This window comes from Pseudomonas fluorescens Q2-87, from assembly GCF_000281895.1.
In the GTDB taxonomy this organism is placed as follows: domain Bacteria; phylum Pseudomonadota; class Gammaproteobacteria; order Pseudomonadales; family Pseudomonadaceae; genus Aquipseudomonas; species Aquipseudomonas fluorescens_S.
Genome location: NZ_CM001558.1, coordinates 3,551,123 through 3,576,600, shown reverse-complemented (window position 1 = coordinate 3,576,600; position 25,478 = coordinate 3,551,123). Strand labels below are relative to the sequence as shown.

At 60.0% G+C, this 25,478-nt stretch carries 22 protein-coding genes and 1 pseudogene; 11 read left to right on the top strand and 12 right to left on the bottom strand.

What is annotated here, in order from left to right; all coding sequences use genetic code 11:
• Window positions 1-36: 36 nt before the first annotated feature.
• Window positions 37-314, bottom strand: a pseudogene (locus PFLQ2_RS28825) (DUF2955 domain-containing protein); the annotation flags it as partial.
• 286 nt (window positions 315-600) lie between these two features.
• Between PFLQ2_RS28825 and PFLQ2_RS11955 the strand changes: the two are divergent.
• Entirely contained in the window at window positions 601-2,781 is a 2,181-nt protein-coding gene (locus PFLQ2_RS11955; RefSeq protein WP_003182569.1) for a PQQ-dependent dehydrogenase, methanol/ethanol family, read from the top strand.
• Between the two features lie 64 nt (window positions 2,782-2,845).
• Window positions 2,846-4,279, top strand: a complete 1,434-nt coding sequence (gene aldA, locus PFLQ2_RS11960; protein WP_003182567.1) for an aldehyde dehydrogenase — start codon at window positions 2,846-2,848, stop codon at window positions 4,277-4,279.
• A 63-nt stretch (window positions 4,280-4,342) separates the two neighbouring features.
• Here the strand turns inward: aldA and PFLQ2_RS11965 are convergent, their stop codons facing one another.
• A complete protein-coding gene (locus PFLQ2_RS11965) occupies window positions 4,343-6,265 on the bottom strand; it encodes a sigma-54-dependent Fis family transcriptional regulator (protein ID WP_003182565.1) in 1,923 nt (640 codons plus the stop codon).
• Between the two features lie 250 nt (window positions 6,266-6,515).
• Between PFLQ2_RS11965 and PFLQ2_RS11970 the strand changes: the two genes are divergently transcribed.
• The 3 genes from PFLQ2_RS11970 to PFLQ2_RS11980 all read left to right on the top strand — a co-directional run bounded on the left by PFLQ2_RS11970 (window position 6,516) and on the right by PFLQ2_RS11980 (window position 9,783).
• Window positions 6,516-7,400: an alpha/beta fold hydrolase gene (locus PFLQ2_RS11970; RefSeq protein ID WP_003182563.1), complete on the top strand. Its 885-nt coding sequence runs from the start codon at window positions 6,516-6,518 to the stop codon at window positions 7,398-7,400.
• Window positions 7,401-7,486: 86 nt separating this feature from the next.
• Window positions 7,487-8,791 carry a dicarboxylate/amino acid:cation symporter gene (locus tag PFLQ2_RS11975; RefSeq protein WP_003182562.1) on the top strand — a complete coding sequence of 435 codons (1,305 nt, stop codon included), beginning with the start codon at window positions 7,487-7,489 and terminating at the stop codon, window positions 8,789-8,791.
• Window positions 8,792-8,868: 77 nt separating this feature from the next.
• Window positions 8,869-9,783, top strand: coding sequence for a LysR substrate-binding domain-containing protein (locus tag PFLQ2_RS11980; protein WP_003182560.1), 915 nt, complete (start codon window positions 8,869-8,871; stop codon window positions 9,781-9,783).
• A 61-nt stretch (window positions 9,784-9,844) separates the two neighbouring features.
• On the opposite strand, the gene PFLQ2_RS11985 is transcribed toward PFLQ2_RS11980, so the two are convergent.
• The gene (locus tag PFLQ2_RS11985) at window positions 9,845-10,075 is read right to left on the bottom strand and encodes a hypothetical protein (protein WP_003182558.1); all 231 of its coding nucleotides are present in this window, start codon (window positions 10,073-10,075) and stop codon (window positions 9,845-9,847) included.
• Window positions 10,076-10,110: 35 nt separating this feature from the next.
• On the bottom strand, window positions 10,111-10,722 hold the full coding sequence (locus tag PFLQ2_RS11990) for a glutathione S-transferase family protein (RefSeq protein WP_003182556.1): 612 nt from the start codon (window positions 10,720-10,722) through the stop codon (window positions 10,111-10,113).
• A gap of 102 nt (window positions 10,723-10,824) precedes the next feature.
• Between PFLQ2_RS11990 and PFLQ2_RS11995 the strand changes: the two genes are divergently transcribed.
• Complete coding sequence (locus PFLQ2_RS11995) at window positions 10,825-11,250, top strand: winged helix-turn-helix transcriptional regulator (protein ID WP_003182554.1); 426 nt, start codon at window positions 10,825-10,827, stop codon at window positions 11,248-11,250.
• A gap of 118 nt (window positions 11,251-11,368) precedes the next feature.
• Here the strand turns inward: PFLQ2_RS11995 and PFLQ2_RS12000 are convergent, their stop codons facing one another.
• Complete coding sequence (locus PFLQ2_RS12000) at window positions 11,369-12,256, bottom strand: LysR family transcriptional regulator (RefSeq protein ID WP_033046102.1); 888 nt, start codon at window positions 12,254-12,256, stop codon at window positions 11,369-11,371.
• Between the two features lie 103 nt (window positions 12,257-12,359).
• Here PFLQ2_RS12000 and PFLQ2_RS12005 point away from each other — a divergent pair, with 103 nt between their 5' ends.
• The gene (locus tag PFLQ2_RS12005) at window positions 12,360-13,019 is read left to right on the top strand and encodes a glutathione S-transferase family protein (protein ID WP_003182550.1); all 660 of its coding nucleotides are present in this window, start codon (window positions 12,360-12,362) and stop codon (window positions 13,017-13,019) included.
• A 177-nt stretch (window positions 13,020-13,196) separates the two neighbouring features.
• On the opposite strand, the gene PFLQ2_RS12010 is transcribed toward PFLQ2_RS12005, so the two are convergent.
• The gene (locus tag PFLQ2_RS12010) at window positions 13,197-14,441 is read right to left on the bottom strand and encodes an MFS transporter (RefSeq protein ID WP_003182548.1); all 1,245 of its coding nucleotides are present in this window, start codon (window positions 14,439-14,441) and stop codon (window positions 13,197-13,199) included.
• Window positions 14,442-14,505: 64 nt separating this feature from the next.
• On the opposite strand from PFLQ2_RS12010, the gene PFLQ2_RS12015 reads away from it, so the two are divergent.
• Complete coding sequence (locus PFLQ2_RS12015) at window positions 14,506-15,519, top strand: cupin domain-containing protein (RefSeq protein WP_430452979.1); 1,014 nt, start codon at window positions 14,506-14,508, stop codon at window positions 15,517-15,519.
• 119 nt (window positions 15,520-15,638) lie between these two features.
• Here PFLQ2_RS12015 and PFLQ2_RS12020 read toward each other — a convergent pair whose 3' ends face one another.
• Window positions 15,639-16,436 carry a helix-turn-helix domain-containing protein gene (locus tag PFLQ2_RS12020; RefSeq protein WP_003182545.1) on the bottom strand — a complete coding sequence of 266 codons (798 nt, stop codon included), beginning with the start codon at window positions 16,434-16,436 and terminating at the stop codon, window positions 15,639-15,641.
• A gap of 144 nt (window positions 16,437-16,580) precedes the next feature.
• On the opposite strand from PFLQ2_RS12020, the gene PFLQ2_RS12025 reads away from it, so the two are divergent.
• The 3 genes from PFLQ2_RS12025 to PFLQ2_RS12035 are packed head-to-tail and all read left to right on the top strand — an operon-like array spanning window position 16,581 to window position 19,654.
• Complete coding sequence (locus tag PFLQ2_RS12025; RefSeq protein WP_003182542.1) at window positions 16,581-16,769, top strand: DUF1656 domain-containing protein; 189 nt, start codon at window positions 16,581-16,583, stop codon at window positions 16,767-16,769.
• Window positions 16,770-16,781: 12 nt separating this feature from the next.
• The gene (locus tag PFLQ2_RS12030) at window positions 16,782-17,690 is read left to right on the top strand and encodes an efflux RND transporter periplasmic adaptor subunit (protein ID WP_003182540.1); all 909 of its coding nucleotides are present in this window, start codon (window positions 16,782-16,784) and stop codon (window positions 17,688-17,690) included.
• On the top strand, window positions 17,690-19,654 hold the full coding sequence (locus PFLQ2_RS12035) for an FUSC family protein (protein ID WP_003182538.1): 1,965 nt from the start codon (window positions 17,690-17,692) through the stop codon (window positions 19,652-19,654). Before PFLQ2_RS12030 ends, PFLQ2_RS12035 begins: the two co-directional genes overlap by 1 nt.
• A 66-nt stretch (window positions 19,655-19,720) precedes the next feature.
• On the opposite strand, the gene PFLQ2_RS12040 is transcribed toward PFLQ2_RS12035, so the two are convergent.
• From PFLQ2_RS12040 to PFLQ2_RS29920, 5 genes are all read right to left on the bottom strand, one after another.
• On the bottom strand, window positions 19,721-20,365 hold the full coding sequence (locus tag PFLQ2_RS12040) for a DUF2182 domain-containing protein (RefSeq protein ID WP_225970832.1): 645 nt from the start codon (window positions 20,363-20,365) through the stop codon (window positions 19,721-19,723).
• A gap of 153 nt (window positions 20,366-20,518) precedes the next feature.
• The gene (locus PFLQ2_RS12045; protein ID WP_003182535.1) at window positions 20,519-22,054 is read right to left on the bottom strand and encodes a tyrosinase family protein; all 1,536 of its coding nucleotides are present in this window, start codon (window positions 22,052-22,054) and stop codon (window positions 20,519-20,521) included.
• A gap of 132 nt (window positions 22,055-22,186) precedes the next feature.
• Entirely contained in the window at window positions 22,187-22,609 is a 423-nt protein-coding gene (locus tag PFLQ2_RS12050) for a hypothetical protein (RefSeq protein WP_003182533.1), read from the bottom strand.
• Between the two features lie 16 nt (window positions 22,610-22,625).
• Window positions 22,626-24,806: a multicopper oxidase family protein gene (locus PFLQ2_RS12055; protein WP_172680607.1), complete on the bottom strand. Its 2,181-nt coding sequence runs from the start codon at window positions 24,804-24,806 to the stop codon at window positions 22,626-22,628.
• A 72-nt stretch (window positions 24,807-24,878) separates the two neighbouring features.
• Entirely contained in the window at window positions 24,879-25,163 is a 285-nt protein-coding gene (locus tag PFLQ2_RS29920; protein ID WP_152632770.1) for a hypothetical protein, read from the bottom strand.
• Between the last annotated feature and the right edge of the window lie 315 nt (window positions 25,164-25,478).

Here is a 25,478-nt window from a genome sequence, read left to right as displayed (position 1 = left end):
ATCCTGGAGTGGGTGAGCGCTACCTGCTGCGCTGACTCAAGGGAAACTTTGCGGCAGCGGCCGGTGACGCTCGCCGAGCACATGCATCATCAAGCACGCATAAAGCGTCATCAGGATGAACAGCCCCATGCGCACGGCGAAAGCGGTGTAGACGTCTTTGCCCAGGGCACTGTCTTGCACCGACTGACCGAGCAGGATGATCAGCGTGATAAACGTATTCAGCCAGACCCGGGGCTGAGCGCCGTGCGGCTCAGGCCATAGAGCCTGCGACCCAGCAGCCCGGACAGAAGCATCCAGAGGTAGAACAACATCAAGCGGTTCGGGGAACAGTCAATGATTCAGCGAGTGGACGAGCACGGCCAGTATTATCCTGTCTCGCCAAGAGGATCGTAAAAGCGCTGTCGCACAACATCTGTCCCGCCACTGTAGCGCTACGCGCTACACCTGTAGCGCCTCTCGCGGATGAATAGCGCTTGGTGGTTTCTTGAATCCCAACAAATCAAGCGCTCCAGCCCCGTTAGAAGTCAGTGGCATGGTCGTTGCTCTTTCACTGGTGCGCATTGAAATGACCGCGCCACTAATAAGAACAGGACTGATCCCATGAGACAGATTGGCCATGCCTCGCTTTCCGGCGCTCGATCCACCGTCGCCGGTATCCCTCTGAAATCCCTGGTCACGGCTTTGCTGTTGAGCCTGGCGACTGCGTCTGCGTCGGCCTCTGAGGGGCCGGCGAATGTCGACAGCAAACGACTGGTCGCCGCCGATAAGGAACCCGGCAACTGGATGAGCACCGGGCGGACCTACGACGAGCAGCGCTACAGCCCGCTCAAGCAGATCAGCGACCAGAACGTCGGTCAGCTTGGACTGGCCTGGAGTTATAAGCTCGATCTGGACCGTGGTGTCGAGGCCACGCCGATTGTGGTCGATGGCGTGATGTACACCACCGGGCCGTTTTCGGTGGTGTATGCGCTGGATGCCCGTGACGGCAAGTTGATCTGGAAGTACGACCCGAAGTCGGACCGCAACCGCGCGGGCGAGGCCTGCTGCGATGCGGTCAACCGTGGCGTCGCGGTGTGGAAGGGCAAGGTTTATGTCGGCGTGCTGGATGGCCGCCTGGAGGCCATCGATGCCAAGACCGGTCAACGCGCCTGGTCGGTCGATACCCGGGCCGATCACAAGCGCAGCTACACCATCACGGGCGCGCCCAGGGTGGTCAACGGCAAGGTGGTGATCGGCAACGGCGGCGCGGAATTCGGTGTGCGCGGTTATGTCACCGCCTATGACGCCGAGACCGGCAAGCAGGCCTGGCGCTTCTACACAGTGCCCGGCGATCCCAAGCTGCCACCGGAAGACAAGGCGATGGCCATTGCCGCCAAGACCTGGCACGGCGAGGCATTTGTCGAGCAGGGCGGCGGCGGTACAGCCTGGGATTCGTTTGCCTTCGACCCGGACTTGAACCTGCTGTACATCGGTGTCGGCAACGGTTCGCTGTGGGACCCGAAATGGCGCAGCCAGGCCAAGGGCGACAACCTGTTCCTGTCGTCGATTGTCGCGGTCAACGCCGATACCGGTGAATACGCCTGGCACTACCAGACCACGCCGGGCGACGCGTGGGACTACACCGCGACCCAGCACATGATCCTCGCCGAGCTGCCAATTGATGGGAAACCGCGCAAAGTGCTGATGCAGGCGCCCAAGAACGGTTTCTTCTATGTGATCGACCGCGCCACCGGTGAATTGCTTTCGGCCAAGGGCATCGTGCCGCAAAGCTGGACCAAGGGCATGGACATGAAGACCGGCCGGCCGATCGTCGATGACGAAAATGCGGCTTACTGGAAGGACGGCAAGCGCAAGCTGGTGACGCCGGCCTTCTGGGGCGCCCATGATTGGCAGCCGATGTCCTACAACCCGAACACCGGGCTGGTCTACATCCCGGCGCATATCATGTCGGCCTACTACGAGCACATTCCCGAGGCGCCCAAGCGCAACCCCTTCAAGAGCATTTACCAGTTGGGCCTGCGTACCGGGATGATGCCGGAAAATGTCGACGGCCTGTTGGAGATGGCCAAGGGTTGGTCGGGCAAGCTGATCGCCTGGGACCCGGTCAAGCAGCAGCCGGCCTGGGAAGTGCCCTACGTAACCATCTTCAACGGCGGCACCTTGAGCACCGCCGGCAACCTGGTGTTCGAAGGCAGTGCCGATGGGCGAGTGATTGCCTACGCCGCCGATACCGGTAAGAAACTCTGGGAACAACCTGCCGCCAGCGGTGTGATGGCCGCGCCGATCAGCTACAGCGTCGACGGAGAGCAGTATGTGACGTTCATGGCCGGTTGGGGCGGGGCGTTTTCCACCTTCGCTGGAGCGCTGTCGCTGCGAGCCGGGGTACAACCTTTTTCCCAAGTGCTGACCTACAAGATTGGGGGCACGGCCAAGTTGCAGGAGCCGGCGCCACGTCCCGATACCCCGAAACCACCCGCGCTGAGCACCGACACAGCGTCCATCGAGGCCGGCGGCAAGCTCTATGACGGTTACTGCTCACAGTGCCATGGCATCCACGCAGTCAGCGGCGGCGTGCTGCCGGACCTGCGCAAGCTGACGCCGGAGAAGCACCAGATGTTCCTCGGCATCCTGTTCGGTGGTCGCGTGCCCGATGGCATGCCGTCCTTCGCCGATGCCTTTACCCCCGAGCAGGTGGACCAGATCCATCAGTACCTGATCAAGCGATCCCACGACCTTCAGGACGAAGGCCAGGCCTGGAAGAAATTCAGCGCCAAGCAATAAGCCCCCGGCTGACCGGTAGCATCACCGGTCGGCCGCATTCATTCCCGACAGGAGAGACGCGGATATGAGTCACGCCATCTACCAGAACTACATCGCCAATGCCTTTGTCGCCAGCGACGAGCATCTTGAGGTGCATAACCCGGCCAACGGCCAATTACTGGCGCATGTGCCCCAGGGCAGCAGCGCTGAAGTCGAGCGGGCCATTGCCGCGGCGCGTCAGGCACAGAAGGCCTGGGCCGCCCGGCCGGCTATTGAACGTGCGGGCTATCTGCGCAAAATCGCCAGCAAGATACGCGAGCACGGCGAACGCCTGGCTCGGATCATTACCGCTGAGCAGGGCAAAGTCCTGGAACTGGCGCGGGTCGAGGTGAACTTCACGGCCGACTACCTCGACTATATGGCCGAATGGGCACGGCGCCTGGAAGGCGAAGTGCTGAGCAGCGACCGGCCCGGTGAAAGCATCTTTTTGCTGCGTAAACCCCTCGGCGTGGTCGCCGGGATTCTGCCCTGGAATTTTCCGTTCTTCCTGATCGCCCGCAAGATGGCGCCGGCGCTTCTGACCGGCAATACCATCGTGATCAAGCCGAGCGAAGAAACGCCGATCAACTGCTTCGAGTTCGCCCGCCTGGTGGCCGAAACCGATCTACCGGCGGGGGTGTTCAATGTGGTCTGCGGCACCGGCGCGACGGTCGGCAATGCGCTGACCAGTCATCCGGGCATCGACCTGATCAGCTTCACCGGCAGCGTCGGCACCGGCTCGCGAATCATGGCCGCCGCAGCGCCGAATATCACCAAGCTCAATCTGGAATTGGGCGGTAAGGCGCCTGCCATTGTGCTGGCTGACGCAGATCTGGATCTTGCAGTCAGGGCGATTACCGCCTCGCGGGTGATCAATACCGGGCAAGTGTGCAACTGCGCCGAACGCGTGTACGTCGAGCGCAAGGTGGCCGATGCGTTTATCGAGCGTATTGCGGCGGCCATGGCTGGCACTCGTTATGGTGATCCGTTGGCCGAAAATGGCTTGGACATGGGCCCGCTGATCAATCGCGCGGCGCTCGACAAGGTGGCGCAAATGGTCCGGACCGCGAGCGGGCAGGGCGCGCAGGTGATTACTGGCGGTGCGGTGGCCGATCTGGGCCAAGGGTTTCACTATCAGCCAACGGTGTTGGCCGGGTGTTCCGCCGACATGGAGATCATGCGCAAGGAGATTTTTGGCCCGGTGCTGCCAATCCAGATTGTCGATGACCTCGACGAGGCGATTGCGTTGTCCAATGACAGCGAATACGGCCTGACCTCATCGATCTACACCGCGAGTCTCAGCGCGGCCATGCAGGCAACCCGCTCGCTGGATTTCGGTGAGACCTATATCAACCGCGAGAACTTCGAAGCCATGCAGGGCTTCCATGCCGGCACGCGCAAGTCGGGCATTGGCGGTGCCGATGGCAAGCACGGGTTGTACGAATACACCCATACCCACGTGGTGTATATCCAGGCGTGACAGCTCTACCACGATGAAAAACGCCCAGGCCGGATTACGCTCTGGGCGTTTTTTTATCTGGGGTTAAAGACGGTCGTTGGGTTGCACCAACCGCTGCTTTTTCATCTGTCGATAGAGCGTCGAGCGAGCGACCCCCAACTCTGCGGCGGCCGCACTGATATTCCACCGATGTCGGCGCAAGATCGCCAGCAGACTCGACGCTGGGGGCTCGCTGCTCGCCAGCTGGCTAGCCGGCTGAGCATGTGCGTTGCTCAGCAGTAGGTCGGCGGGGAGGCAGTCGAGATCGATGGCGCCGTCTTCGGCCAGTGCCACCGCGTAGCGCAGGGCATTGATCAGTTGGCGGATATTGCCGGGCCAGGGTGCGTCCAGCAGGCATTGGCGGGCCTGGGCGGTGAGCTGCAGACCCCTGGCTTCGAGTTGGCTGTCGAGCAGCTGCTGGATCAGTTGTGCACGGTCACTGCGCTCGCGCAGGGGCGGCAGGCTGAGGTTCATGCCGTTGAGGCGATAGAACAAGTCCTCACGGAAATGCTTGTCGCGCAGCATGCCTTGCAGATCCTGGTGCGTTGCGCAAATCACCTGAATATCCAGCGCCACCGGCGTTGGGGCACCGATGGGGGAGATCTCCCGCTCGGCCAGTACGCGCAGCAGACGGGTTTGCAGATGGGCCGGCATATCGCCGATCTCATCGAGAAACAGCGTGCCGCCATTGGCCAGTTCCAGCTTGCCCTTCATGCCTTTTTTCTCGGCACCGGTAAAACTACCGCCACGGTAGCCGAACAGTTCGCTCTCGATCAGGCTCTCAGGAATGGCCGCGCAGTTGAGCGCGACGAAGGGCCCGTCCTGGCGCGCACTGGCTTGGTGAATGGCCCGTGCAAAGGCCTCTTTGCCAGTGCCAGTCTCACCGGTAATGAGGATGGCGATATCTTTGTCGATCACCTTGCGCAAGCGCCGCACGGCTTGTTGTAGCGTTGGGTCATCCCCGGCCAGTTGTTCCAGATCGGGATGACGGGGCCGCAGCGCCTTGGCCGGTGCGGACGCCAGGCGGTGATGGCTCGAAGGGATGCGCAGGCCAACGTCCAGCAGCGCTTCGTCCTGCCGAGCGCGCAGGCGCAGGCTGCGGGCGCCGCCATTGGTCAGGCTCAGTAACTCGTCGACGCCCATGGGCAGCAATTGGTCGATATGGCCGCCCAGCAGGTTCGGGCTACCGGCTCGGTCATGGACCACAAAGGCTGCGTGATTGGCACCGATCACCCGACCATGGTCGTCCAGCGCCAATAGCTGCTCGTTGGCGAGGTCGGCAATCTCATCAATGGGCTTGAGCGAGAGGGTCAGTCGATCCCGGTAGCTCTGGCGAAAGTGTGCGTTCTCGATCAAGCGGGCATACAGGATCACCAGTTGCAGGGTCAGGTACTGGCTTTGCTTGGGCCCATCGCTGTTCAGGCAAGTCGCGTTCAAGCAACCCTGCAACAGGCCCTGGGGGTTGAAGATCGGCGCAACGGAACAGCTCAAGCGGGCATTGGAGGTGAGGAAGTGCTCCTCGCGATGGATGATCAAGGGCTCGGCCGCTGCCAATGTGGTGCCGATGCCGTTGGTACCGGCGATGGACTCGTCCCAGCGAGCGCCGACCACCAAACCCGAGCGGACATACGGCGCATGCTGGTCTGGCAGACGGGCATCGAGGGTGATGCCCTGTTCGTCGCTGAGCAACACCGCGAAGCCAGCCGGTACCACGCGCCGAGCCAAGCCACTGACGCCCTGGCTGGCAATATCCAGATACTGCTGGTGTCGTTGCTGATGTTGGCGGATATCTTCAGCACAAAGAATGTCCAGGCGGGCGGCCGAGGAGGGGTCGAGTCGATGTTTTATGACGCTGCGATACCAGGATTGGGCAATCATCCGGTCCGGACTGATTCGCCGCTCAGGGAAATGCTCGTTGACGAAGGCAGCGAGTTCGCTCGGGTGGGGCTGCGCGCTATGCCGAGTCATGGAAGGCTCCGTGTAGCGTGCCGCTTGCGAGGGCGGGCACGGCGTTCTTGTTATAGGTGCGACGAGCCACGGCCGTCAGGGCTTAAGATAGCCGCTGTTGGAGGAGGGCGCTATGCCGCGAGCGAAGTGAGCAAGCTCATGGCTACCTGCGAGCTGCAACACACTTCATGAACGTTCTCTACACGCTTGGACTATTGCTCCACAGGCCGGTTGATCTCAGGATTCAAGCTATTCCTCAAGGAGTCGAATCATGTTCGCCGGATTCCAAAAACAAAAACGTCATGTCAACGGTGTGGACATAAGCTATCGCATGGGTGGCACGGGGCCGGGGCTCCTGCTCTTGCACGGACACCCTCAGACCCACGTTATCTGGCACAAGGTTGCCCCTCGGCTGGCGGAGCATTTCACCGTGGTCGCTGCCGACCTTCGTGGCTATGGCGACAGCAGCCGGCCCCCTGCCGATGCCGAGCACCGCAATTACTCCAAGCGAACGATGGCCATGGATAACATCGAACTGATGGGGTCTCTTGGCTTCGACCGCTTCAGCGTGCTGGCCCACGACCGGGGCGCACGCGTCGCCCATCGCTTGGCCTTGGACCATCCGCACGCGGTGCAGCGCATGGCGCTGCTGGACATTGCGCCAACGCTGGCGATGTACGCGCAAACCGATGAGGCCTTCGCGCGTGCGTACTGGCATTGGTTCTTTCTTATTCGACCGGCGCCGCTGCCCGAAAGCCTCATCGAGGCCAATCCCGAGCAGTACCTGCGCAGTGTGATGGGTAGCCGCAGCGCGGGCCTCACACCGTTTACCGAGGAGGCATTCGCCGAGTATCTGCGTTGCTTGCAACTGCCCGGTAGCGCCCGAGGCATTTGTGAAGATTACCGCGCAGCTGCAAGTCTCGATCTGGAGCACGACCGAGCTGATCTCACAGCCGGGCATCGTCTCGACATGCCGCTGCTCGCCCTGTGGGGAGCCGAGGGCACAGTCGGCCGTTGCTTCGATCCCTTGAAGGAATGGCAAAAGGTCGCCACCGATGTTCGCGGCACAGCGCTGCCAGCCGGCCACTACCTCGCAGAGCAAGCGCCTGAACTTCTGCTCGAAGCCGTGCAGGACTTCTTCGCAGACCTGCTCTAACCCTGAATCGACAGGCATCGAATCGCAGGCACATCGTTGCCTGCGAGCGCCTGGTCTCGACCCGAAAAAGCTTGGGGATAATAACAATGACAATCAAAAAGCTGCTGGGAACACTCTATGTACAAGTCGTCATCGCCATCTGCCTGGGCATATTGATCGGTAACTACTGGCCGTCGCTTGGCGTCGACTTGAAGCCGTTGGGTGACGGCTTTATCAAGCTGATCAAGATGATCATCGGGCCAATTATCTTTTGCACCGTGGTCTCGGGAATCACCAGCATGCATGACGTCAAGCAGGTGGGCCGGGTCGGTGGCAAGGCACTGTTGTACTTTGAAGTGGTGTCTTCCATCGCGCTAGTGCTCGGGTTGCTCGCAGCGCATCTGATGCGTCCTGGCGCGGGCTTCAACATCGATGTCAAGACGCTCGACAGCTCGGCAATCGCCGGTTTTGTTGGCCAGGCCGAACATGGCGAAGGCATCGTTGGCTTTCTTCTGCATGTGATCCCCTCGACCTTTTTTGATGCGTTCTCCAAGGGCGAGATATTGCCGGTGTTATTTGTGTCGATCCTGTTCGGTGTTGGCCTGGTGATTGTCGGTGAAAAGGCGCGTCCACTCGCAGGCCTGGTAAACCAAGCCAGTGAGGTTTTCTTCCGGATCGTGGGCATGATCAGCCGTGTAGCTCCTATTGGGGCCTTTGGCGCCATTGCGTTCACTATCGGCAAGTATGGCCTGGGTTCATTGCTGCCTCTGCTCAAGTTAGTAGGGACTTTCTACGTCACCGGCCTGTTTTTTGTCGTCGTGGTTCTAGGCGGTATTGCACGTTACGCCGGCGTTAACATTTTCAAGCTCCTCAGCTATATCAAGGCCGAGCTGATGATCGTGCTGGGAACCAGTTCCTCGGAGTCGGCCTTGCCGCAACTGATCCAGAAGCTGGAAAGCTTGGGGGCCTCGAAGGGGGTCGTGGGTATCGTGGTACCGACCGGCTACACCTTCAACCTGGACGGCACCAATATTTATATGACGTTGGCCGTGCTGTTTTTGGCCCAAGCCACCAATATCGAATTGACACTGGAGCAACAGTTCACCCTGTTGGCCGTGGCGATGCTGACGTCCAAAGGGGCAGGTGCGGTGGTCGGCGCAGGCTTTGTAGCTTTAGCCGCCAGCCTGGCTGTGGTGCCCACGGTGCCCGTGGCGGCGATGGTGTTGATTTTGGGCGTGGACCGTTTCATGGCTGAGTGCCGCTCGTTGACCAACATCATCGGCAATGCCGTGGCAACCCTGGTAGTGGCCGCCTGGGAAGGCCAGCTAGACCGCACCCAGCTGGCGCCAGTTGCAATAAAGAGTGGAAAGCAGTCGATGATCGGTCGGCCGAAGCCAGCGGCAGCAGAGTGACAATCATGAGCGAACGGTGGATAGGGCCCGTTCATGCAGTGTTATCCTGACTGACCACACACCGACCTCTTTCGCTAATGATCAATATCAAAGGTTCGACGCCTCTTCCCGAAGATCTACGAGTGTTCCTCACGGTGATTCGCAAGTCCGGTTTTGCCACCGCCGCCGATGATCTGGGATTGTCGGCAGCCTACGTGAGCAAGCGCATCCAGATTCTCGAAAGCACGCTGGGCACTCGCCTGCTGCACCGCACTAGCCGCCGAGTGACCTTGACCGAAGACGGTGAGCGTGTGAGAGCTTGGGCAATACGCATTCTGGAAGACTTCCAGCACATGGCCGACGAGCTGGTTGATGCCCATGAAATTCCCCGCGGTCGATTACACATGTGCAGCAGCTTCGGTTTCGGTCGAAACCATGTGGCCCCGGCGCTTTCAATGCTCGCCGAGCGCTATCCCGAGTTGGAAATACGCTTGGACCTGTTTGATCGTGTGGTGGACATCGTTAGCGAAGGGTTCGACCTGGAAATCCGCGTGGGTGATGATATTCCCAAGCAGCACATCGGGCGCCAGTTGGTCCGTAACCGACGCATATTATGCGCGGCGCCAAGCTACCTTGAGCGCCGGGGGATTCCCCAGCAGCTCAGCGACCTGGAACTGCACGACTGCCTGGTCCTCAAGGAACGCGACAATGCCTTTGGCTTATGGGTGCTGGAACACGAAGGCGCTCAGCGAAGTGTCAAAGTGAAAGGCCCTCTTTCATCTAACAGTGGGGAGATCGTCCTGCAATGGGCGCTGGACGGTCGGGGCATATTGCTACGCTCGATGTGGGATGCGAAGCCCCTGCTGGAACAGGGAAAACTGGTGCAGCTGTTGCCCGACTACCATCAGAATGCCAATGTCTGGGCCGTCTATCCCACACGGCTGGCCCATTCCGCCAAGCTGCGAGCGTGCGTCGAATTTCTACAGAAGTATTTCATGGCGCTGTCGCTCTGAGTTTGGCTTTTGGTCAGGCCGAGGAGGGCGGCTTTGCTGGCGCGGTGCGAGTCCTTCAGCTTTACAAAGATTTCGCATTTTTTAAGCGGACCAGCAGCGCCTGAATAGCCGGAATGATCGCAAACACCATTGCGAGCACGACGATCGGCACGACCACCAGGTGTCGCTGCCAAATTGGCCAGTGGGCGGCCGCCGCCTGCATCAGATAACTCAACGCTGTCACCAGCGGATAGACAGCGATGAACACCAACACCGCGAACGTCAGGCGGCCAGATTGATACGGTCGTGCCATGAAAACTCCAGAGAGCTGATTCGAATCAAGGGTGATTAATACGCTGCGCTAGGACGAGCCCTGAAGCGTGCGTACCAGGCGTCGAGACGGGGATGTTCATTACCCAACGGCAGGTCGAACCGCTCACGGGCGGTCTGGAAAATGGTGAACGTCGTACAGTCCGCGATCGTTGGCTCCGGACCGGCGAGAAAAGACTGGTCGCCGATCTCTTTTTCCAGCACATCGAGCAGTTCCGTCACATAACGATGCATGCGCTCAGCCATCTCCGGGGAGGGCGCGCTCTCCTTTGCGGGGAAGGCGCCAGTCCGATTCCATAGCCACAACTGGCCGCGTGCTACCAACTCACTGCCGAGCCGTTCAAGCGACCGCACCCGGGCCCGTGTCAGCGGGTCGGTGCCGATCATTGGGTGGTCGGGATGAAGCTCCTCCAGATACTCGACGATTGCCCCTGAGTCTGTAATGGCGAGTCCAGAATCGGTGACCAAGGTCGGGGCCCGGCCCGCTGGGTTGATATTGAGGTAACGGGCAGTGCGATGTTCGCCGTTCTCGTAATCAAGCTCGTAGCGTGGGATATCAATACCTTTTTCTGCCAGGTAAATGATGACGCGGCGGGGATTGGTACCCTTGCGAAACTGGTAAAGCAGCATAATTTCCAACCCTCTCTAGACCTGATGGTTACGAATGTATACTGTCAAAATCGCATTCGCTAGACGGCACAATTCTGTGCCCAGGGCACACGGAGGGTACTAATGGCCAGCACCTTGCACGGTCGCAATTACGAGGAAACGGCGCTAGGGCCACGCCTCAAGCCGTGCGCGCCACACGACGTGCTAACCCGGCTTGGCGACAAATGGACGATCCTTACGTTGTTGCTGCTGGCGATCGTTCCTGGCCACCGGCTGCGGTTCTCGGCGATCCGCAACGGTATCGAAGGCATCACCCAGCGAATGTTGACGGTGACGCTCAGAAACCTCGAGCGGGACGGTTTTCTCATCCGTCACTGCTTTGCAGAAGTGCCACCTCGCGTCGAGTACGAGCTGACCGACATGGGCCGGGACCTGTTGCCAGCGCTGGAAGGTTTCACGGGTTGGATCAGGGAGCACTGGCCCCTTATCATCGATGCGCGGCGTGCCTTTGATGAAGCAAAAAAGGCGGGCAAAGCAGACCCTGCCTGAAAAATGGTTTTCAGGAACACATCGATCTGCGGGTATAGCGCCTTTTGGCCAGGGTATGTCAAAACCCAGGCTAGCCGCTTTCAATCCCAGTTCCTCCTGGGAGTTGAAACTCAGTACGCTAGGCGCCTAATACCGCGATAAGGTGGGCTACCAGTGCCCGCACCTTGGCCGAAGGCTTGGGGCCCGACGGAAATACGGCAAATGCCTTCAATGGCTCCAGCTCATAGTCGGGCAGCAGTTGAACGAGGCTGCCGTCGTGTAGTCCTTGTGCTGACATGATAGTGGTCACATTGGCGATACCCAGACCGGCCGTTGCAGCCGCCAGAATGCCTGGCGCTGCATCGATCTTGACCCTTCCCCGCAACGTCACGACTTGCTCCGTGCCAGCCTTGAACAGTTTCAATGCGCTTTTCTCTGGAAAGCTTTGTTCGTGCAGAAGTGCGTCGTGAGACGCCAGTTCTTCAGGCACTTTCGGCACCCCTTTCCTGGCGAGGTATGCAGGCGACGCCACCAACATTCGCGCCACTGACGCAATTTGCCGGGCTCCGAACGTGGAGTCTTCAAGCGTGCCCATCCGGATTGCCATGTCTACTCCAGCCGCCACCAGGTTCTGGCGCTCATCTCGCATGGTGATTTCGACTCGCAGATCAGGGTAACGCTCGAGAAACCCGGGCAAGGCGGGAATGACCGCCAGGGTGCCGTACACAATGGGTACCGCAAGGCGGAGGGTGCCACGCAGGGAATCAATTCCTCGCGCCGCATCTTCAGCGTCCTCCAAGTCCGCAGCCGCTTGGCGAGCCCGTTCCAGAAATTCCGCGCCTGCTTCCGTGAGTGCCACGTTGCGCGTCGTGCGCAGCAAGAGCTTCACGCCCAGACGGTTTTCCAATCCGGTGACGATGCGGGAGGTCGACGGCTGTGAAAGACCAAGTTCCTGGGCCGCACGGGAGAAGCTTCCCGACTCCGCTACCCGGGTGAAAACTTCGACTTCCATCCAACGATCAGTCATTTGTATTCCAAATAAGTGTTCTGCCGAACGACAGTATAATTTTATCTGGCGAAAAGATTTAGCCTGTTCTCGTCACTTACCAGAACCGATATGTGAGGAAACAATGTCCATCAAAATCTACGGCGATCCAGGCTCGGGTAGCCTTCGTCGCGTCACCGCTGCGGCAGCAATCATGGGCGTCGATGTCGAACGTATGCATGTCGACTTGTTCAAGGGTGAAAGCCATACCCCTGAGTTTCTGACGTTGAATCCGCACGGGCTCACACCCGTACTCCAGGACGGTGATACCGTCATATGGGAAGCGTCAGCCATCAACCTGTACCTTGCCGAGAAAACAGACTCCAACCTGCTTGGACGGACTCAGGCAGAGAAGCGGGAGGTCCTGCAATGGATGTTCTGGTCGGGTGAGCAATGGCGGATATTTTCCACGCTTCTCTTCAATGAATGGGCGGGGGCGACGTTCATGGGCAAGCCAAAGAGCGACGCGATCGTCCAGTTGGCGATGACCAGTATTCGCAACGCCGCACAAGTGCTGGAATCACATCTGGCGGCCCGAACATTCATGGTCGGTGACGCGTTGACCCTGGCAGACATTGATATTGCAGCACCGTTTTCGCAGTACCGACGCACTGGCGCGCCGTTCGAAGAATTCCCGAATCTGGTCGCTTGGCAGCAGCGTCTGCTCGAGACCGTGCCCGCCTGGGAGGCGACTCGTGATGAAGTGGAAAAGCGGATGGCTGGAGCCCTTGGCGCCGTAAGCTGACCGGCTGAAGGCCCCCAAACAACAATCATGATGGTCTGCTATGGCGCGTAGCCGTAACGACCATCACACGAGCGCATCTGCAATCGCTCTGGACCGCCAGGCCAAAATCACCGCTGCGCCCAGCGTCGCGCCAATTGCGTTGCGGAGGTTGATGATCGCCTGTTTCGTCGTCATGCGTTACGTCAAGAATCCCAAATCCTGACCGGCTACATCATCATGCTTCGGCAATTCCACCCGAACACAAAGAGCAATCATCAGAGCCGCCAGCAGCATCACTGCGCCTGCGACGATGAAGACGCCCATTACACCGCCAAAGCCGAAGACCAACCCACCGAGTGCAGCCCCCATGGCGATAGACGACTGCACCGCGGCGACGACCATACCGCCCGCGGTTTCGGCTTGATCCGGAACCGCGCGTGCCACCCAATTTGACCAGGCAACCGGCACTCCGCCGAAAGCCAGGCCCCAGAGGGCGACTGCTAGTGCCAGTCCCGGCGTCTGGAGCGGAAGCGAGATCATCGCAAACGCCGCCACGGCTACCAAGGCAGGCATAAGGATCAATGTCAGGCGCAAGCTACGCTCCATCAGCCAACCCGCCACGAGTGTGCCGACGAAATTGGCGACGCCAAAGCCCAATAGCATTAAAGCCAGGCCATCGGTGTCGATGCGCACGACGCTTTCAAGTGCGGGACGGATGTAGGTGAACAGTGCGTATTGACCTGTGTGCGCGAGCACGCATCCGAACATGCCGATGGCAATGCCAGGCCGGCGGAGCAGTTCCAGCACGGAGGCTGTGCGTGCCATTTTCCGAGGCGTCATGCGGGGTAGGGTGAACCATTGGAAGAGCAGCGTCAGCACGCCCACCGCGGCTGCCGCATAAAAGGCACTGCGCCAGCCGAAGAGACCGCCCAAGTAGCTGCCCAGCGGAACGGAGACCACGGTTCCCACGGCGATACCGCTAAAGATAATGGACAGCGCGCGCGGCACAAATTTGGCCGGTACCAGCCGCATGGCCACGGCAGCCGCCATGCTCCAGAACCCACCCAAAGCAATGCCAAGCAGCACCCGCATCAACAACAGGACCGTCAGACTCGATGACAGGGCAACCAGCAGGTTGGATGCAATCATGAGCGCGGAGAAACCTAGCAAGACGGTGCGGCGGTCAAGCTTGCGGGTAAGACCTGGCACCAAGAGTCCGGCAAACAATGCAACCACGGCGGTGACGGTCACGGCCTGGCCGGCCATCGCTTCGGACACACCCAAGTCCGAGGCCATCGGTGTTAGCAAACTCGCCGGAAGGTACTCAGCCGTCAGTAGCCCAAAGACACCCATTGCCAAAGAGAAAACCGCTGTCCAAGCCGGGGATGCCGGCTCTACCCCGGCAACGCTGTCAGGTGCAGCATCAAGCACATTGCTACTCATCTCAAGAATCCTTGGGAAGTGATCGTGACCCGCAGTCTAGAGTTGAGATTCAGGATGATCTATGATGCAAAGTCCTAGTGTTTTGATCGAAACGCCTAATATGACTGAAGCTGGACAATTTGCGCTGTCGTCTGAGCTGATTAGCGAACTGCTGGCGGGTATGCGGCTGCGTGGCGTTCAGTACCGCCGTGTGCAAACGGGTCCGAGCTTTGGCTTGGGTTTTGAACACAAATCAGCGCATGCCTACTTTCATTATCTGGCGGTGGGTACGGCCATCCTGCGTACCGGAGAGGGCGCGATCCATCACCTATCGGCAGGTGACGCGGTATTGGTGCCGCAAGGTCATGGGCACCAATTGCTATCAGCGCTGGATGCCACGGTCCAGCATATCGACCAGCTTGATGCGGCCCCTTTAGGCGAGGCCGTCAGTGGTGTGAACACCTGTCCGAGCACACTTTCCACGCCCAGTGCGATCCTGTTCTATGGCTGCATGGAGTTCGATCTTGGCGGCATGCGGGCGTTGGGCAAGTTGATGCCCGATGTCATGGTGGCAGACACCGGCGGACAAAGTTATCCAGGATTGGGATCGATACTTGATTCAATCAAGCGTGAGATCTGCGCAGGACGCATCGGGTATGCCGGGATCATGGCTCGGCTTGCGGAGGTCGCTGCATCCTTGTTCGTACGGGGTTGGGTCGAGTGTGGCTCCGAAAGCGCGCAAGGTCTCATGGCGGCGCTGCGAGACCCCCGGCTGGCACGCTCTATCCTCGCCCTGCATCGCCAACCCGGGCGCGAGTGGACGGTGGCCGAGCTGGCAGCCGAATCCCACGTATCCCGCTCGGTGTTCGCGCAGCGTTTTCAAGCCACCATTGGCGTGCCTCCATTGCGATACGCCACCGAGTTGCGGATGCGGATCGCCAGCCAGTGGCTGACGCAGGACAACCTGTCGATCGATGCCGTCGCACAACGCTTGGGCTATACGTCACAAGCGGCGTTCAGCCGCGCATTCAAGCGCATCAATGGCCAACCACCAGGGGCCAGTAGACAGACACGCCGAAGCAGTGAACCCGTGCAATGAGGGGCGCTAGAACCTGTCGTCATTCAAATGTGGCTGGAAACGAGTGGCTATTCACCGCAAGGCCCATGAATTCCCCAAAGCCTCATGGCCCGATAGCGACGTTGACCATTGTCATCAGCTCATTGCCTTAACGCGGTATTGCGCAAATAGCGTGCTGGTGAGTTGCCCAAAGTCTTGCGAAACATGGTGATGAACGAGCTGACTGACTCGTAGCCGAGCGCCTCTGCCGTCCTCTGCACCGAGTGCCCCTCGGCCAGGCTTTGCAACGCGACGATGATCTGCCATTGCTTGCGCCATTGACCGAAGGTAAGCCCGGTTTCGCTTTTTATCAGGCGGGCCAGCGAGCGTTCGCTCATGGCCACCTGCCGTGCCCAACTTGCCATGGTGGCGCGGTTGGAGGGCTCTTGCGCCAGCGCCCGGGCGATGGTGCGAAGCTGGTTCGAGGCAGGCAACGGCAGGTAAAGCTGTTCCGTGGGCGCGAGTTCAAGTTCTTCGAGCAGCACGTTGGCCAGCCGTGCAGTGCGCGAATTGGCTGGGTAATCCTGGGCTTGGTCACTCAGGTGAAGGATGAGTGCCAGGATCAGTAGCGATAGGGCCAGGGTACAGCAGCGATCCGGCAGCGACGCGGCGCCGGGCTCCACGAACAAGAAACAGACTTGCCCGTTGGCAGTGACGCGGTTGCTATGGGCGACGCCCCCCGGAATCCAGACGCCGAACCCTGACGGCACCATCCAGACGCCATCTTCCACCGTACAGACAATGCCTCCGCAACAAGCCACGACCAGTTGCCCTTTGCGGTGTTTGTGTTCGGCGGACTCACTGTCGTTGCGCTGGGTTTCCAGCATCAGCGCTACGGCAGGTTGCGGCAGGTTGTCGTACTCGAATTGATCGACGTGGAAACGGTGGATTTCGGCCATGGAATGTCGTCGGCGTTTGTCTGAATTTGATTATATTTTGGCAGTGTACTCAATATCGGCAGCATTGATAGTTGCTTAGCATCATCAACAAGCCCCTTCCCGTAAGCGGCGGATGCCAGAACTCTCCGAATCCCGGTGCTTGCCATGCTTAGCGAAATCTCCATTGCCAACCTCTACTTTCCCCCCTTGTTGATCTACCTGGGCGCATCGGTTGCGGCCTACAGGCTAATCGAGCGCCTGACCCGCCGCTGGCTGGACGGGGTGTGGCACCCGGCGTTGGCGCGTTTTTTTGTCTCGCTTATCGTCGTGTCGACGATGGTCGTCCATTGCTAAGTGAGGCTGGCCATGTCTGTCGTCAAAATCCTCAAACTTACCTTTACCCTGGGACTTGGCTTGCTGGCGTTGGTGTTCTGCCTGCAACTCTGGCGTGCGTATGTCCTGGCGCCCTGGACGCGGGACGGCCGGGTGAGCGCCCAAGTCATCCGTATTGCACCGGAGGTTTCCGGCCAGATCGATCAGTTATTGGCCGGCGACAACCAATGGGTGGCTAAGGGCGACTTGCTGTATCGCATCGATGCGCGAGCTTATCGACTGACGCAGCAGCAGCGTGCGGCGGCGTTTGCAGAGGCGCGCAGTGTGTTCGAGCAGCGCAGTGCCCAATTCAAGCGACGAGCCCAGTTGGCTGGCGCCATCGCCCGGGAAGAGATCGACAACGCAGCGCGAGACTTGGCGGTGGCCCAAGCGCGCCTGGATGCGGCAGGAAGCCAATTAGCCCACGCCCAACTCGACTTGGACCGCACGGCTATTCGTTCGCCGGTGGACGGCTACGTCACTCAACTACGCCTGCAAGTGGGTGACTACGCGCAGGCTGGCAATACCAATCTATTCGTGGTCGATGCTCATAGCTTCTGGATCACGGGCTATTTCGAGGAGACCAAGCTGCCGAGTGTGCGCATCGGCGCGCCAGTGTCGATCAAGCTGATGGGGTTTGCCCCGCTACTGGAGGGACATGTCGCAAGCATGGGCAGGGGGATTGCCGATGCCAATGAATTGCGCGACGACAACGGTTTGCCCCGGGTGAGCCCGACCTTCAGTTGGATTCGGTTGGCACAGCGTGTACCCGTGCGCATCGAGTTGGACAGGGTACCGGACGGGGTGGAGTTGGCGGCGGGCATGACCGCCAGTGTCGAAGTGACGCAGTCGAACGCCGCCCCGCGCTGGCGACTCACCCAATGGCTACAGGCGTTCATGTGATGACTCCTCTGGCGACACGCTTTTTCGCGGCGATCCCCTGGCCCTGGACGCCCGCCACTCTCTCCTACGTACTGCGCAGTATCCTGGCGGCGGGCCTGGCGCTGTGGCTCGGCTTCCAATTGCATCTGGAATCGCCGTTTTCGGGGGCATCCACCGTGCTGCTGCTGGTTCAGCCGATCCAAGGGGCGGTTCTGGGCAAGGGCTTCTACCGCATGCTCGGTACCTTGGTCGGCATGGTTGCGGCCTTCGTGCTGACAGGGTTGTTCGCTCAGCAGATGGTGTTGTTCATAGTGGGCATCGGTATGTGGCTGGGCCTGTGCGTAGGCGCGATGAGCGTCCTGCGCCATTACCAAGCCACGGCGGCAGTGGTGGCGGGCTATACGGTGTGCCTGGCGTTGGGTCCTGCCATCGTCGCGCCCGAACAAGGGTTCGACCACATCATCACCCGAGGCACGGCGGTGGCGCTCGGGGTCCTTAGCTTGAGCCTGGTGGTCACGCTGTTCAGTGCCAAGACCATGGAGCAGAAGGTTCGAAGCTCGCTGGCGGACGTCTGGGGCCGCAGTGCTCGGCTGCTCGCCGCGAGACTGTCTGGCGAGCAGCCCGTGGCGCTGGCGACGCTGCGTCATCAGCTCGCTATGGATATCGGCAAGGTGGACGACCAACTGGGACTCGCCCGGGGGGAGTCGTCACTGATTCGCTCCCGGCAACTGGCGATTCAGGCAGGCCTGGCACATTTGCAGTCCGCTGTGCTCGATGTGCATGGCGACGACCCAGACCCTGGAATAGACCCCACGTTACTCGCTCAAATAAGCACGGCGTTGCGGCAACTGAGTGAACGGATGGTCGACGCCCGCTGCGACTTCCTTGCCGCTGCCGATACGATCGGGCAACTCCATAGCCTGGTGGACGATCTCGCTGACTCGAACCCGTGCTCGCGGTTGCCCAGCGAACGGTTGGACGAACAACTGAAGGACCTGGGCGAGGCCTTGCTGAACTTCTCCAGTCTCGACCACGCTCGCCGGGAGCAGGTGCGCGCCGTGGGGTATCACCGCAATTTCGGCGATGCGGCGCGCAACGGCTTCCGGGCGCTGCTTGCCACTTTGGCGGCTGGTGCGGTCTGGTATCTCAGTGGTTGGGATCAAGGGCCGGCGCTGTTGGCGGTCATGGGCCCGTGCTGCACATTGGTCGCGATGGCTCCCGCGCCTGCCCAAGGCATTGCCAGCTTCATACGGGGAACGCTCTACGCCATTCTGGCGGCAGCGCTGTGCAAATTCCTGCTGATGCCCCAGATCAACGGTTTCCCTCTGTTATTCCTGCTGCTGGCTACGTTCTGGTCATTCGGGATCCATGCAACGAGCCAACCTCGCCACGCCCTGCAAGGTATTGCCTACCTGATCGGGTTCAATACATTGGTGAGCACTGGCGGTACCGCCTTATACGATTTCGTCGATTTCGCGAACCAGGCGCTGGCTTGGATCGTTGCGATGCTTATCTGCCTGTTGGCGTTCCAGATATTGCCGAAAGATCGAGCGAAACATATTCAGGCTCTGAAACTTTCATTGCACAAGAACACACTCCGGCTACTTCGCCACGCAAGCAATATCGATCACCCCAAATGGCAAGCGAAACAACAACACCGGCTAGTTGCGTTGAAGGGTTTGCTTGGCGCCAATCACCCGGATGCTTACCACGCAGGCTACTTGTCGCTGCAGCTGAGTAAGCAATTGAACCGGCTACAGCGTAAAGCCAGCTGTATTGATCCTGAATCTCCGATTGCTCGATGCGCGCAAACCGGAGCCCGGCGGATTGCTCGGTACGCCCATGCCCCAGCGATCAGCGCCGCCCAGGCACGGCGCACCTCTAAGTCGATGAGCAGGTTAGGGGCTCATCATTTATCGATCTCTTATCAAGACTTGGCTCGGCTGTTGGAGCAATACGCGAACATCGCGCGTCCTCCTGGTTGAGTCAGTAACCCCGCAGTGAAGGGAAGGTCCAGACGGATTGCATGCGTGAAGCCTTGTTTTAAACGCTCAGCTCCAGCGCGGCGCTTTGGCAGGGATGAGCCGTTCAGCCAGCAGGATCGCGCCCGCCAACAACATCATCGGAATGTGCCAGGACCCGCTGACAAGCGGCACGAGCATCCAGGCCCAGCACGAAACGATACAAAAGAGGCCGTGCGCCAGGCCACGGATCAGGCAATCCCTGTCGGCAGCCCAGCCGAACAGGCTTAGCTGCCCCATTCGGTGGCCACGGTCGAGGGCTGCGCGGTGCCACGGGCTCGCGCTCCACAGCATTGCAACCAGCAGCGCCACGGCCAGGGTATTTTCTGCGGCAGCCATCTGTAGCAACAGCGCCAGGGCGATCAGGAGCGGTCCGGCGGCCATCCACATGGCAGCGTAACCGAGCAGGAACCCGACTGACGCTTGTATTCGCCTGTTTGGCAGGCTGGAGCGCCAGACGTGCGTGAGTGGCGTCGCCAGGAGGGGCGGCATCATGGCCAGGAGCATCAAGGCCCAACCGGCCAGGATTCGCTGGGGTGGGTTGAGTGCCAGCTCCGCTTGCAGGGCGGCAGGCCAACTCGTAAAAATCGACAGCCCATTCGCAGTGACGCAAAACGCAGGTCCGTTGGTGTTGATGTCGTTGTAGACGGACAAGGCCAAGCCGAGTCCCGCCATTGCCAAAAGCACCGGCCAGGGGTCACAGGTAAATTGGCGTAGAACAGAGCCTGGCCGCATAAGGTCGTTCTCGACACTGATGTCTATCTGGCGTTCACCAGCGACTGAAGCCGGACTTCAACGCCTGAAGTCCGGCACCGTCGGTCCAGGTTGCTACTGAGTCTGCAGCAACAGATGCACATCGATAACGGGGTCGCCCATCAGCTTCTGCGGGAATCGATCGCCGACGAAGTCCTTGTTCACCGGCTCCACCCAGACGCTCAGCTTGCCGCCCAACACGGCCGCCATGGGTAATTCGAAATCGAATTGGGTCATGGCGTTGGCCACGCAATTGGCGCAGCTTTGCGTCTCCACCGGTTGAAACAATGCTCTGGAGGCGATGGTCTTCGCGTCCTTCTGCAAGTGCACCGAAAAGCTGCCGGGGATCTTCAGGCGATTGATACCGCTGACTCGCACATTGACTCGATCGGCTTCAACGGTGAAGCGTTTGGATGCGGCGAGCGTACGCTGGGTCTTCGGCATGAAATCGACGTCCGAGCTTGTCGCTGCGGGTGCATAGTCGATGCCGAGTTGACTGACCGAGTCGATGATCGCAACCGTGTTCAGTTCTGGTGGGGAACTGGTGAAAGGGTTCAGGGTTTGCAGCGCCGCATCATTGAAAATCTGATAACTGACCGGATCGGTGACTTCGTTGATGGTGGTGAGCAGCCCATGCAGATCGGTGGCCAGCATCTTTTTCTGCCATTCCCAGAACAGCCTGTCCCAGTTGCAATGGAAGAACCAGAACACCGGGTCGAACGCCGCCACTTCCTGGTTCTGCATGGTTGGCCCGATGGAGTTGTGGCCGCTGTCGTGGGCGGCAATGATGGTGTTGTGAGCGGCACCGGACCAATAGCCGTGGAAGTCTTCCCAGTCGGTTTTGCTCATGGCTCGGTTCACATCATCGGTCACCCCGTAGGTCAGCAGCTTCTGGCCAATCGTGTCGTAGTCAAAACGTGTGGTGACGTAGCCTTCGGGATAATCGGAACTGGCGGCTTGCTGCAGTGTGTATTGATCGAAGGGCGGGCTTTTAAGCACGTCGGGGAAGGGCGTGGTGATATCCCAGTAGGGCAGGGTCACGTTCGCACAGCCGGGGACCGATCTCAGCGCGTTCTCGAAGCTGACCAGATAGGCGCGGTGCCAAGGGTTATAGCCCGGGACATGGTGCATGCAATAGGTATTGGGCACCGGAAACCAGTGATAACCGGCCTGTGTGAAGTAGCTGTTGGGGTCGGCGGCGTCCATGGCCATAATGCCGGCAAACGCCTGTTTGAGCAGACCGAGCTCGGCGCTGGACAGCGTGGTGATGTCCTTGCGGACCCTGGCGGCGGACGCGTCTGCGCTGGACAGTGACCGCGCCGCGAAGTCCGTTGCGTTGGCGCTGGCAGCGGGGACTCCTTTGGGATAGCCGTTGTTCATCCAGTTCAGAAAGGTACCCACCCAGTCAGCGGGCCAGGGTCGGTTCGGCGGCATATTGCCCCCCGCCACCTGTTGGTAGATATCGCCGGCGTGCTTCATCACCGTGTAGTAGCTGGCCAGGTCAAGGCCTTGCGTGGCCATGTGCGCCCTGTCTACTGAGGTGAACATATCGCGGATCTGCCCGTACCAGGTAGGTTGGGCGACAGGCGCTGTGGTGGAAGTAGTGGTCATGCCCGACTCCTTGTCATCAATAACGAATGAACGTTGCAGTGGATCGGATCCTGGTCGCCAGCCTGCGCATGCTCAACACATGCAGCTTGCTCGACATCCGTGGCGGCCCGGTAGTGTCCCGGCCAATAGCACCTAGGTACTCTTGACGGAGATGAACGAGGCGACCAGTCCGGCGGGCTCGCCATTGTGAGGTTTCATGCGGATCACCGACCCGGTGATGGCCGGAACCTGACTCACGCCGTTGGGCCAGTGTTCCGTCAGCGATCCGTCATAGTCGTAGAAGTAGTCTTGTGTCGAAGTCCCGGGTCGCCCGCTGCCTGCAATGTGCACATGGTCCGGACGACCGTGGCCATGGGTGATGACCCCCTTCAAGTCCATGACGGCGTTCGCCCCGAAACTGAGTTCGCCAATGAACGTCTCATCGGCGGTGTCCTCTACGGTCCACACACCTTCGGCGAACAACAGCGCCTCCAGTTTCGTCGGGTCGCCGTCAGTCAGCACAGGGTTGTTGAGGAAGCTTCTGTATGTCCATTTTCCTGCAAAGGGATTACTCATTGCCGATAGCTCCTGATCAGGGTTGCTTGGAGTCCGAGTGTTGATGGGCGGTGTGCTTCATGCCGGCCATGCCAATGCCACCGCCGACGGCAGTGATGTCCGGAACGATCTGGATATTGGTCATCATGCCGCCGTCTTCGTGGTCGAGGATGTGGCAGTGAATGACGAACTCACCGATGTAGCGGTCGTAGTGCGTGCGCACCAGAACCTGATAGTCGTTCTGCACGAAGACGGTGTCCTTGAACTCATGCCACATCCCGCAGTACTGGTTTTGCAGGCCCAGTTCGTCGGCTGGCACCAGGCACTCGCCGTTGGGGCCGAAGATGCTCTTGGGCTTCTCGCCGGGCTTGGCATAGAGCACGTCCATCACCTGGAACGGGTTGACGTGAATGTGAAAGATATGAGGCTCACCCTGGGAGGTCAGGACCCAATCGTCTGTCGTGTTGACCTGGCGGGTGAAATCGATGCGGTCCGGATCGTAGGACTTGTAGTTGATATAGAAGCCGAACGGGCCGGTCCACGGATCTCCCGGTTTCTGTGGCGCATTGGCGGGCGGCGAGGGCGGGAATGGCGGATTGCCGATAAAAAAGTCGGCCTTCTGAATGTCATCATTGACCACCGCGTTCTTCAGGTCATCCATCCCGCGCCAAGGGTTCAGGTCTCCGGTTCGCAGCCCTTCCAAGGCTGCGGCAGGGAGCGATTTATCCGCCTTGTTGGCGTCGTACAGCGCTTGCTGGATGTAGCTTTGCGGATCGTCAGTCACAACCTTGCCGCCTGACACGATGACCGTGGCCAGCAATTGTGTTTCGTTCGGACCCTGGCCGCCGGGGCCACCGTTGGGGCCTGCATTGGCGCGTTCAGCGGGGGTTGCCGCCTGGTTCAGCACGCAGTAGGTGCCGTCGCGGGGGAACATCAGCAGTACATCGCTGCGGTAGCCCGGTTGCAGGAAATTGCTGCCGATGCCGCCGCTCACGCTCTTCTTGTTGACGCCGATGGGACGGATCGCGGTGCGCGTGAGTCCGTCGGCGGCGATCTCGAACTGCGGTACGAGTTCGACCGGTTTGCTGGTACCCGGCACAGTCGCCGGGCACAGGTCGGCAATCGTGGCGGCCTGTTCCTTCGGTGTGCCGCTGAGTACACCCTTGAGCGCAAGCGTGGCTGTGGGGCTGGTCGGGTTCATGGGCACGATTTGCAGGTTCACGGTGTCGTGGATACCCCCGTGGATAAAACGCCAGCGTTGGATTTCTCCCGCGGCGATGCCCTGGAGGGTCGGCTGTACCACGCCGTTGATGCTGGTGAAGCGACCACTCTCGTCCCAGACGGTGGGTGACGAGAGCTGCGCCTGGAAGTTCTCCACGACGCCGGTCTTGCCGCTGGGACACGTCCAGGTGCCATCTTTTTGCGTGATGATGGCGCCCTTGTCGTCGAAACACGCATAGGGAATCTGCTGGAACAGAAAGACTTGCTCGATGATGGGGTCTCCGGCGACGTTCTTGAGAATGGTGTCGATGTCTCCTGGCTTGCCGCCGGTATAGGGTCGGTTACCGCGCACGATCAGCGCGCCCGCAGCGCCGCTGGCGACCTGCAGGGCAGTGGAACCATGCCGGTGCGCGTGGTACCAGAAAGTGCCTGAAGGGTGATCCGTGGGGATGTTGATCTCGTATTCGAATCGGGTTTGCGGGGCGATATTCAACAGCACGTTATCGCTGTTGCCCGACGGTGAAACATGCATCCCGTGGTAATGCAGATTGATCGTGTTGAAGCAGCCCGGTTGACCATTCGCCGGGTCACCTCCACCTGGACAGCTGGGATCGTTCTTATCCAGCTGATTGTCCAGGTGGACCCGCAAGGTATTGCCTGGCTGCACATCGATGAGCGGCCCCGACAGGCAACCGCCATAGGACCGCAGCTTGACCTTGTCCTTGGCGCCGTCGGGATTGCCTGGGTTGTAGATAGAGTTTTCGCGCTTCTGCACTTGCAGGTTGAGTTCGACCGTTTGCCCGTCGCGAGTGATGTCGCCCTGCGGGTTGCAATCCGTTTGCACGGTGGCCGACTCAGTTGCCTTCAACGTGCCCGGCGCGCCTTTTTCAACAAGCCTGGGCGGTGCCAGGAACGGCTGGGGGGCGAGTTCGGCAAACGCTGCCGAGGAGGTTGTACAGGCCAACAACCCGGCCAGGGCCATACGAAGCGAAGTCATGTTGTTCTCCCTGCGCCATTGCGCGGAAATAGGCGACGGCCTTGGTGGCCGTGTGTCCTTTGATCAACTGCGTTATCTGGGAACCGGCATCGATCCTGCGGTGAGGCTGCAGGTTTTCCAAGAATGAACTTTGCGCTTGAGCTCATGGACGCTGGTCGCGGCCATGCCAGAAAAGTCGCAGGTGCGACCTGGGGCAGACGGCGGGGCCGGCAGTTGAATGGCGCAAGGGAGGGCGGGTGTGTACGGCGGTTCGATTCGAGCCATCCGGTGGAACGGCTTGTCTGGGGCACTGACGTCGAGCAAGTCCACGCGATCATGGGCCGCTATGGCAATCAGGTACTGTCCTGGTGCGGACATGGCTCCCTCCTGGGGAACACCTTGGCGAACGCATTCGCGTCGTCAGATGTGTAGCTTCCTGCTAATCATCGTTGCGATGTCCGGACGGCAAGATCGGGGGTCTTGTGGCTCGGAGCCAGTATCCTGAAAGTCAGCTTTGGGAGCATAGCCGGCGTTGTTTGATCTGCAAGGTACTTTCGTAGGCATTTTCTGAAGGGGCGACGGTAGGAGCACTCTCCCAGCTAACGAAGCCCCCCACAGGGGTTGCGGCTGCTCACACCTTTTCTGCACACCGTGAATCTGTTGTGAGCGAGCTTGCCCGCGAAAGCGTCGGGA

What these genes read in the sequence shown, in the direction of transcription:
- PFLQ2_RS12010 (WP_003182548.1), bottom strand. Translation starts at nt 14,441, where the DNA reads ATGAGTAGCAATGTGCTTGATGCTGCACCTGACAGCGTTGCCGGGGTA.
- PFLQ2_RS11995 (WP_003182554.1), top strand. Translation starts at nt 10,825, where the DNA reads ATGGCCAGCACCTTGCACGGTCGCAATTACGAGGAAACGGCGCTAGGG.
- PFLQ2_RS12000 (WP_033046102.1), bottom strand. Translation starts at nt 12,256, where the DNA reads ATGACTGATCGTTGGATGGAAGTCGAAGTTTTCACCCGGGTAGCGGAG.
- PFLQ2_RS11985 (WP_003182558.1), bottom strand. Translation starts at nt 10,075, where the DNA reads ATGGCACGACCGTATCAATCTGGCCGCCTGACGTTCGCGGTGTTGGTG.
- PFLQ2_RS12035 (WP_003182538.1), top strand. Translation starts at nt 17,690, where the DNA reads ATGACTCCTCTGGCGACACGCTTTTTCGCGGCGATCCCCTGGCCCTGG.
- PFLQ2_RS11990 (WP_003182556.1), bottom strand. Translation starts at nt 10,722, where the DNA reads ATGCTGCTTTACCAGTTTCGCAAGGGTACCAATCCCCGCCGCGTCATC.
- PFLQ2_RS12020 (WP_003182545.1), bottom strand. Translation starts at nt 16,436, where the DNA reads ATGGCCGAAATCCACCGTTTCCACGTCGATCAATTCGAGTACGACAAC.
- PFLQ2_RS11955 (WP_003182569.1), top strand. Translation starts at nt 601, where the DNA reads ATGAGACAGATTGGCCATGCCTCGCTTTCCGGCGCTCGATCCACCGTC.
- PFLQ2_RS12055 (WP_172680607.1), bottom strand. Translation starts at nt 24,806, where the DNA reads ATGACTTCGCTTCGTATGGCCCTGGCCGGGTTGTTGGCCTGTACAACC.
- PFLQ2_RS12015 (WP_430452979.1), top strand. Translation starts at nt 14,506, where the DNA reads ATGCAAAGTCCTAGTGTTTTGATCGAAACGCCTAATATGACTGAAGCT.
- PFLQ2_RS11975 (WP_003182562.1), top strand. Translation starts at nt 7,487, where the DNA reads ATGACAATCAAAAAGCTGCTGGGAACACTCTATGTACAAGTCGTCATC.
- PFLQ2_RS11980 (WP_003182560.1), top strand. Translation starts at nt 8,869, where the DNA reads ATGATCAATATCAAAGGTTCGACGCCTCTTCCCGAAGATCTACGAGTG.
- aldA (WP_003182567.1), top strand. Translation starts at nt 2,846, where the DNA reads ATGAGTCACGCCATCTACCAGAACTACATCGCCAATGCCTTTGTCGCC.
- PFLQ2_RS11965 (WP_003182565.1), bottom strand. Translation starts at nt 6,265, where the DNA reads ATGACTCGGCATAGCGCGCAGCCCCACCCGAGCGAACTCGCTGCCTTC.
- PFLQ2_RS12025 (WP_003182542.1), top strand. Translation starts at nt 16,581, where the DNA reads ATGCTTAGCGAAATCTCCATTGCCAACCTCTACTTTCCCCCCTTGTTG.
- PFLQ2_RS12030 (WP_003182540.1), top strand. Translation starts at nt 16,782, where the DNA reads ATGTCTGTCGTCAAAATCCTCAAACTTACCTTTACCCTGGGACTTGGC.
- PFLQ2_RS29920 (WP_152632770.1), bottom strand. Translation starts at nt 25,163, where the DNA reads ATGTCCGCACCAGGACAGTACCTGATTGCCATAGCGGCCCATGATCGC.
- PFLQ2_RS11970 (WP_003182563.1), top strand. Translation starts at nt 6,516, where the DNA reads ATGTTCGCCGGATTCCAAAAACAAAAACGTCATGTCAACGGTGTGGAC.
- PFLQ2_RS12040 (WP_225970832.1), bottom strand. Translation starts at nt 20,365, where the DNA reads ATGGCGGGACTCGGCTTGGCCTTGTCCGTCTACAACGACATCAACACC.
- PFLQ2_RS12045 (WP_003182535.1), bottom strand. Translation starts at nt 22,054, where the DNA reads ATGACCACTACTTCCACCACAGCGCCTGTCGCCCAACCTACCTGGTAC.
- PFLQ2_RS12005 (WP_003182550.1), top strand. Translation starts at nt 12,360, where the DNA reads ATGTCCATCAAAATCTACGGCGATCCAGGCTCGGGTAGCCTTCGTCGC.
- PFLQ2_RS12050 (WP_003182533.1), bottom strand. Translation starts at nt 22,609, where the DNA reads ATGAGTAATCCCTTTGCAGGAAAATGGACATACAGAAGCTTCCTCAAC.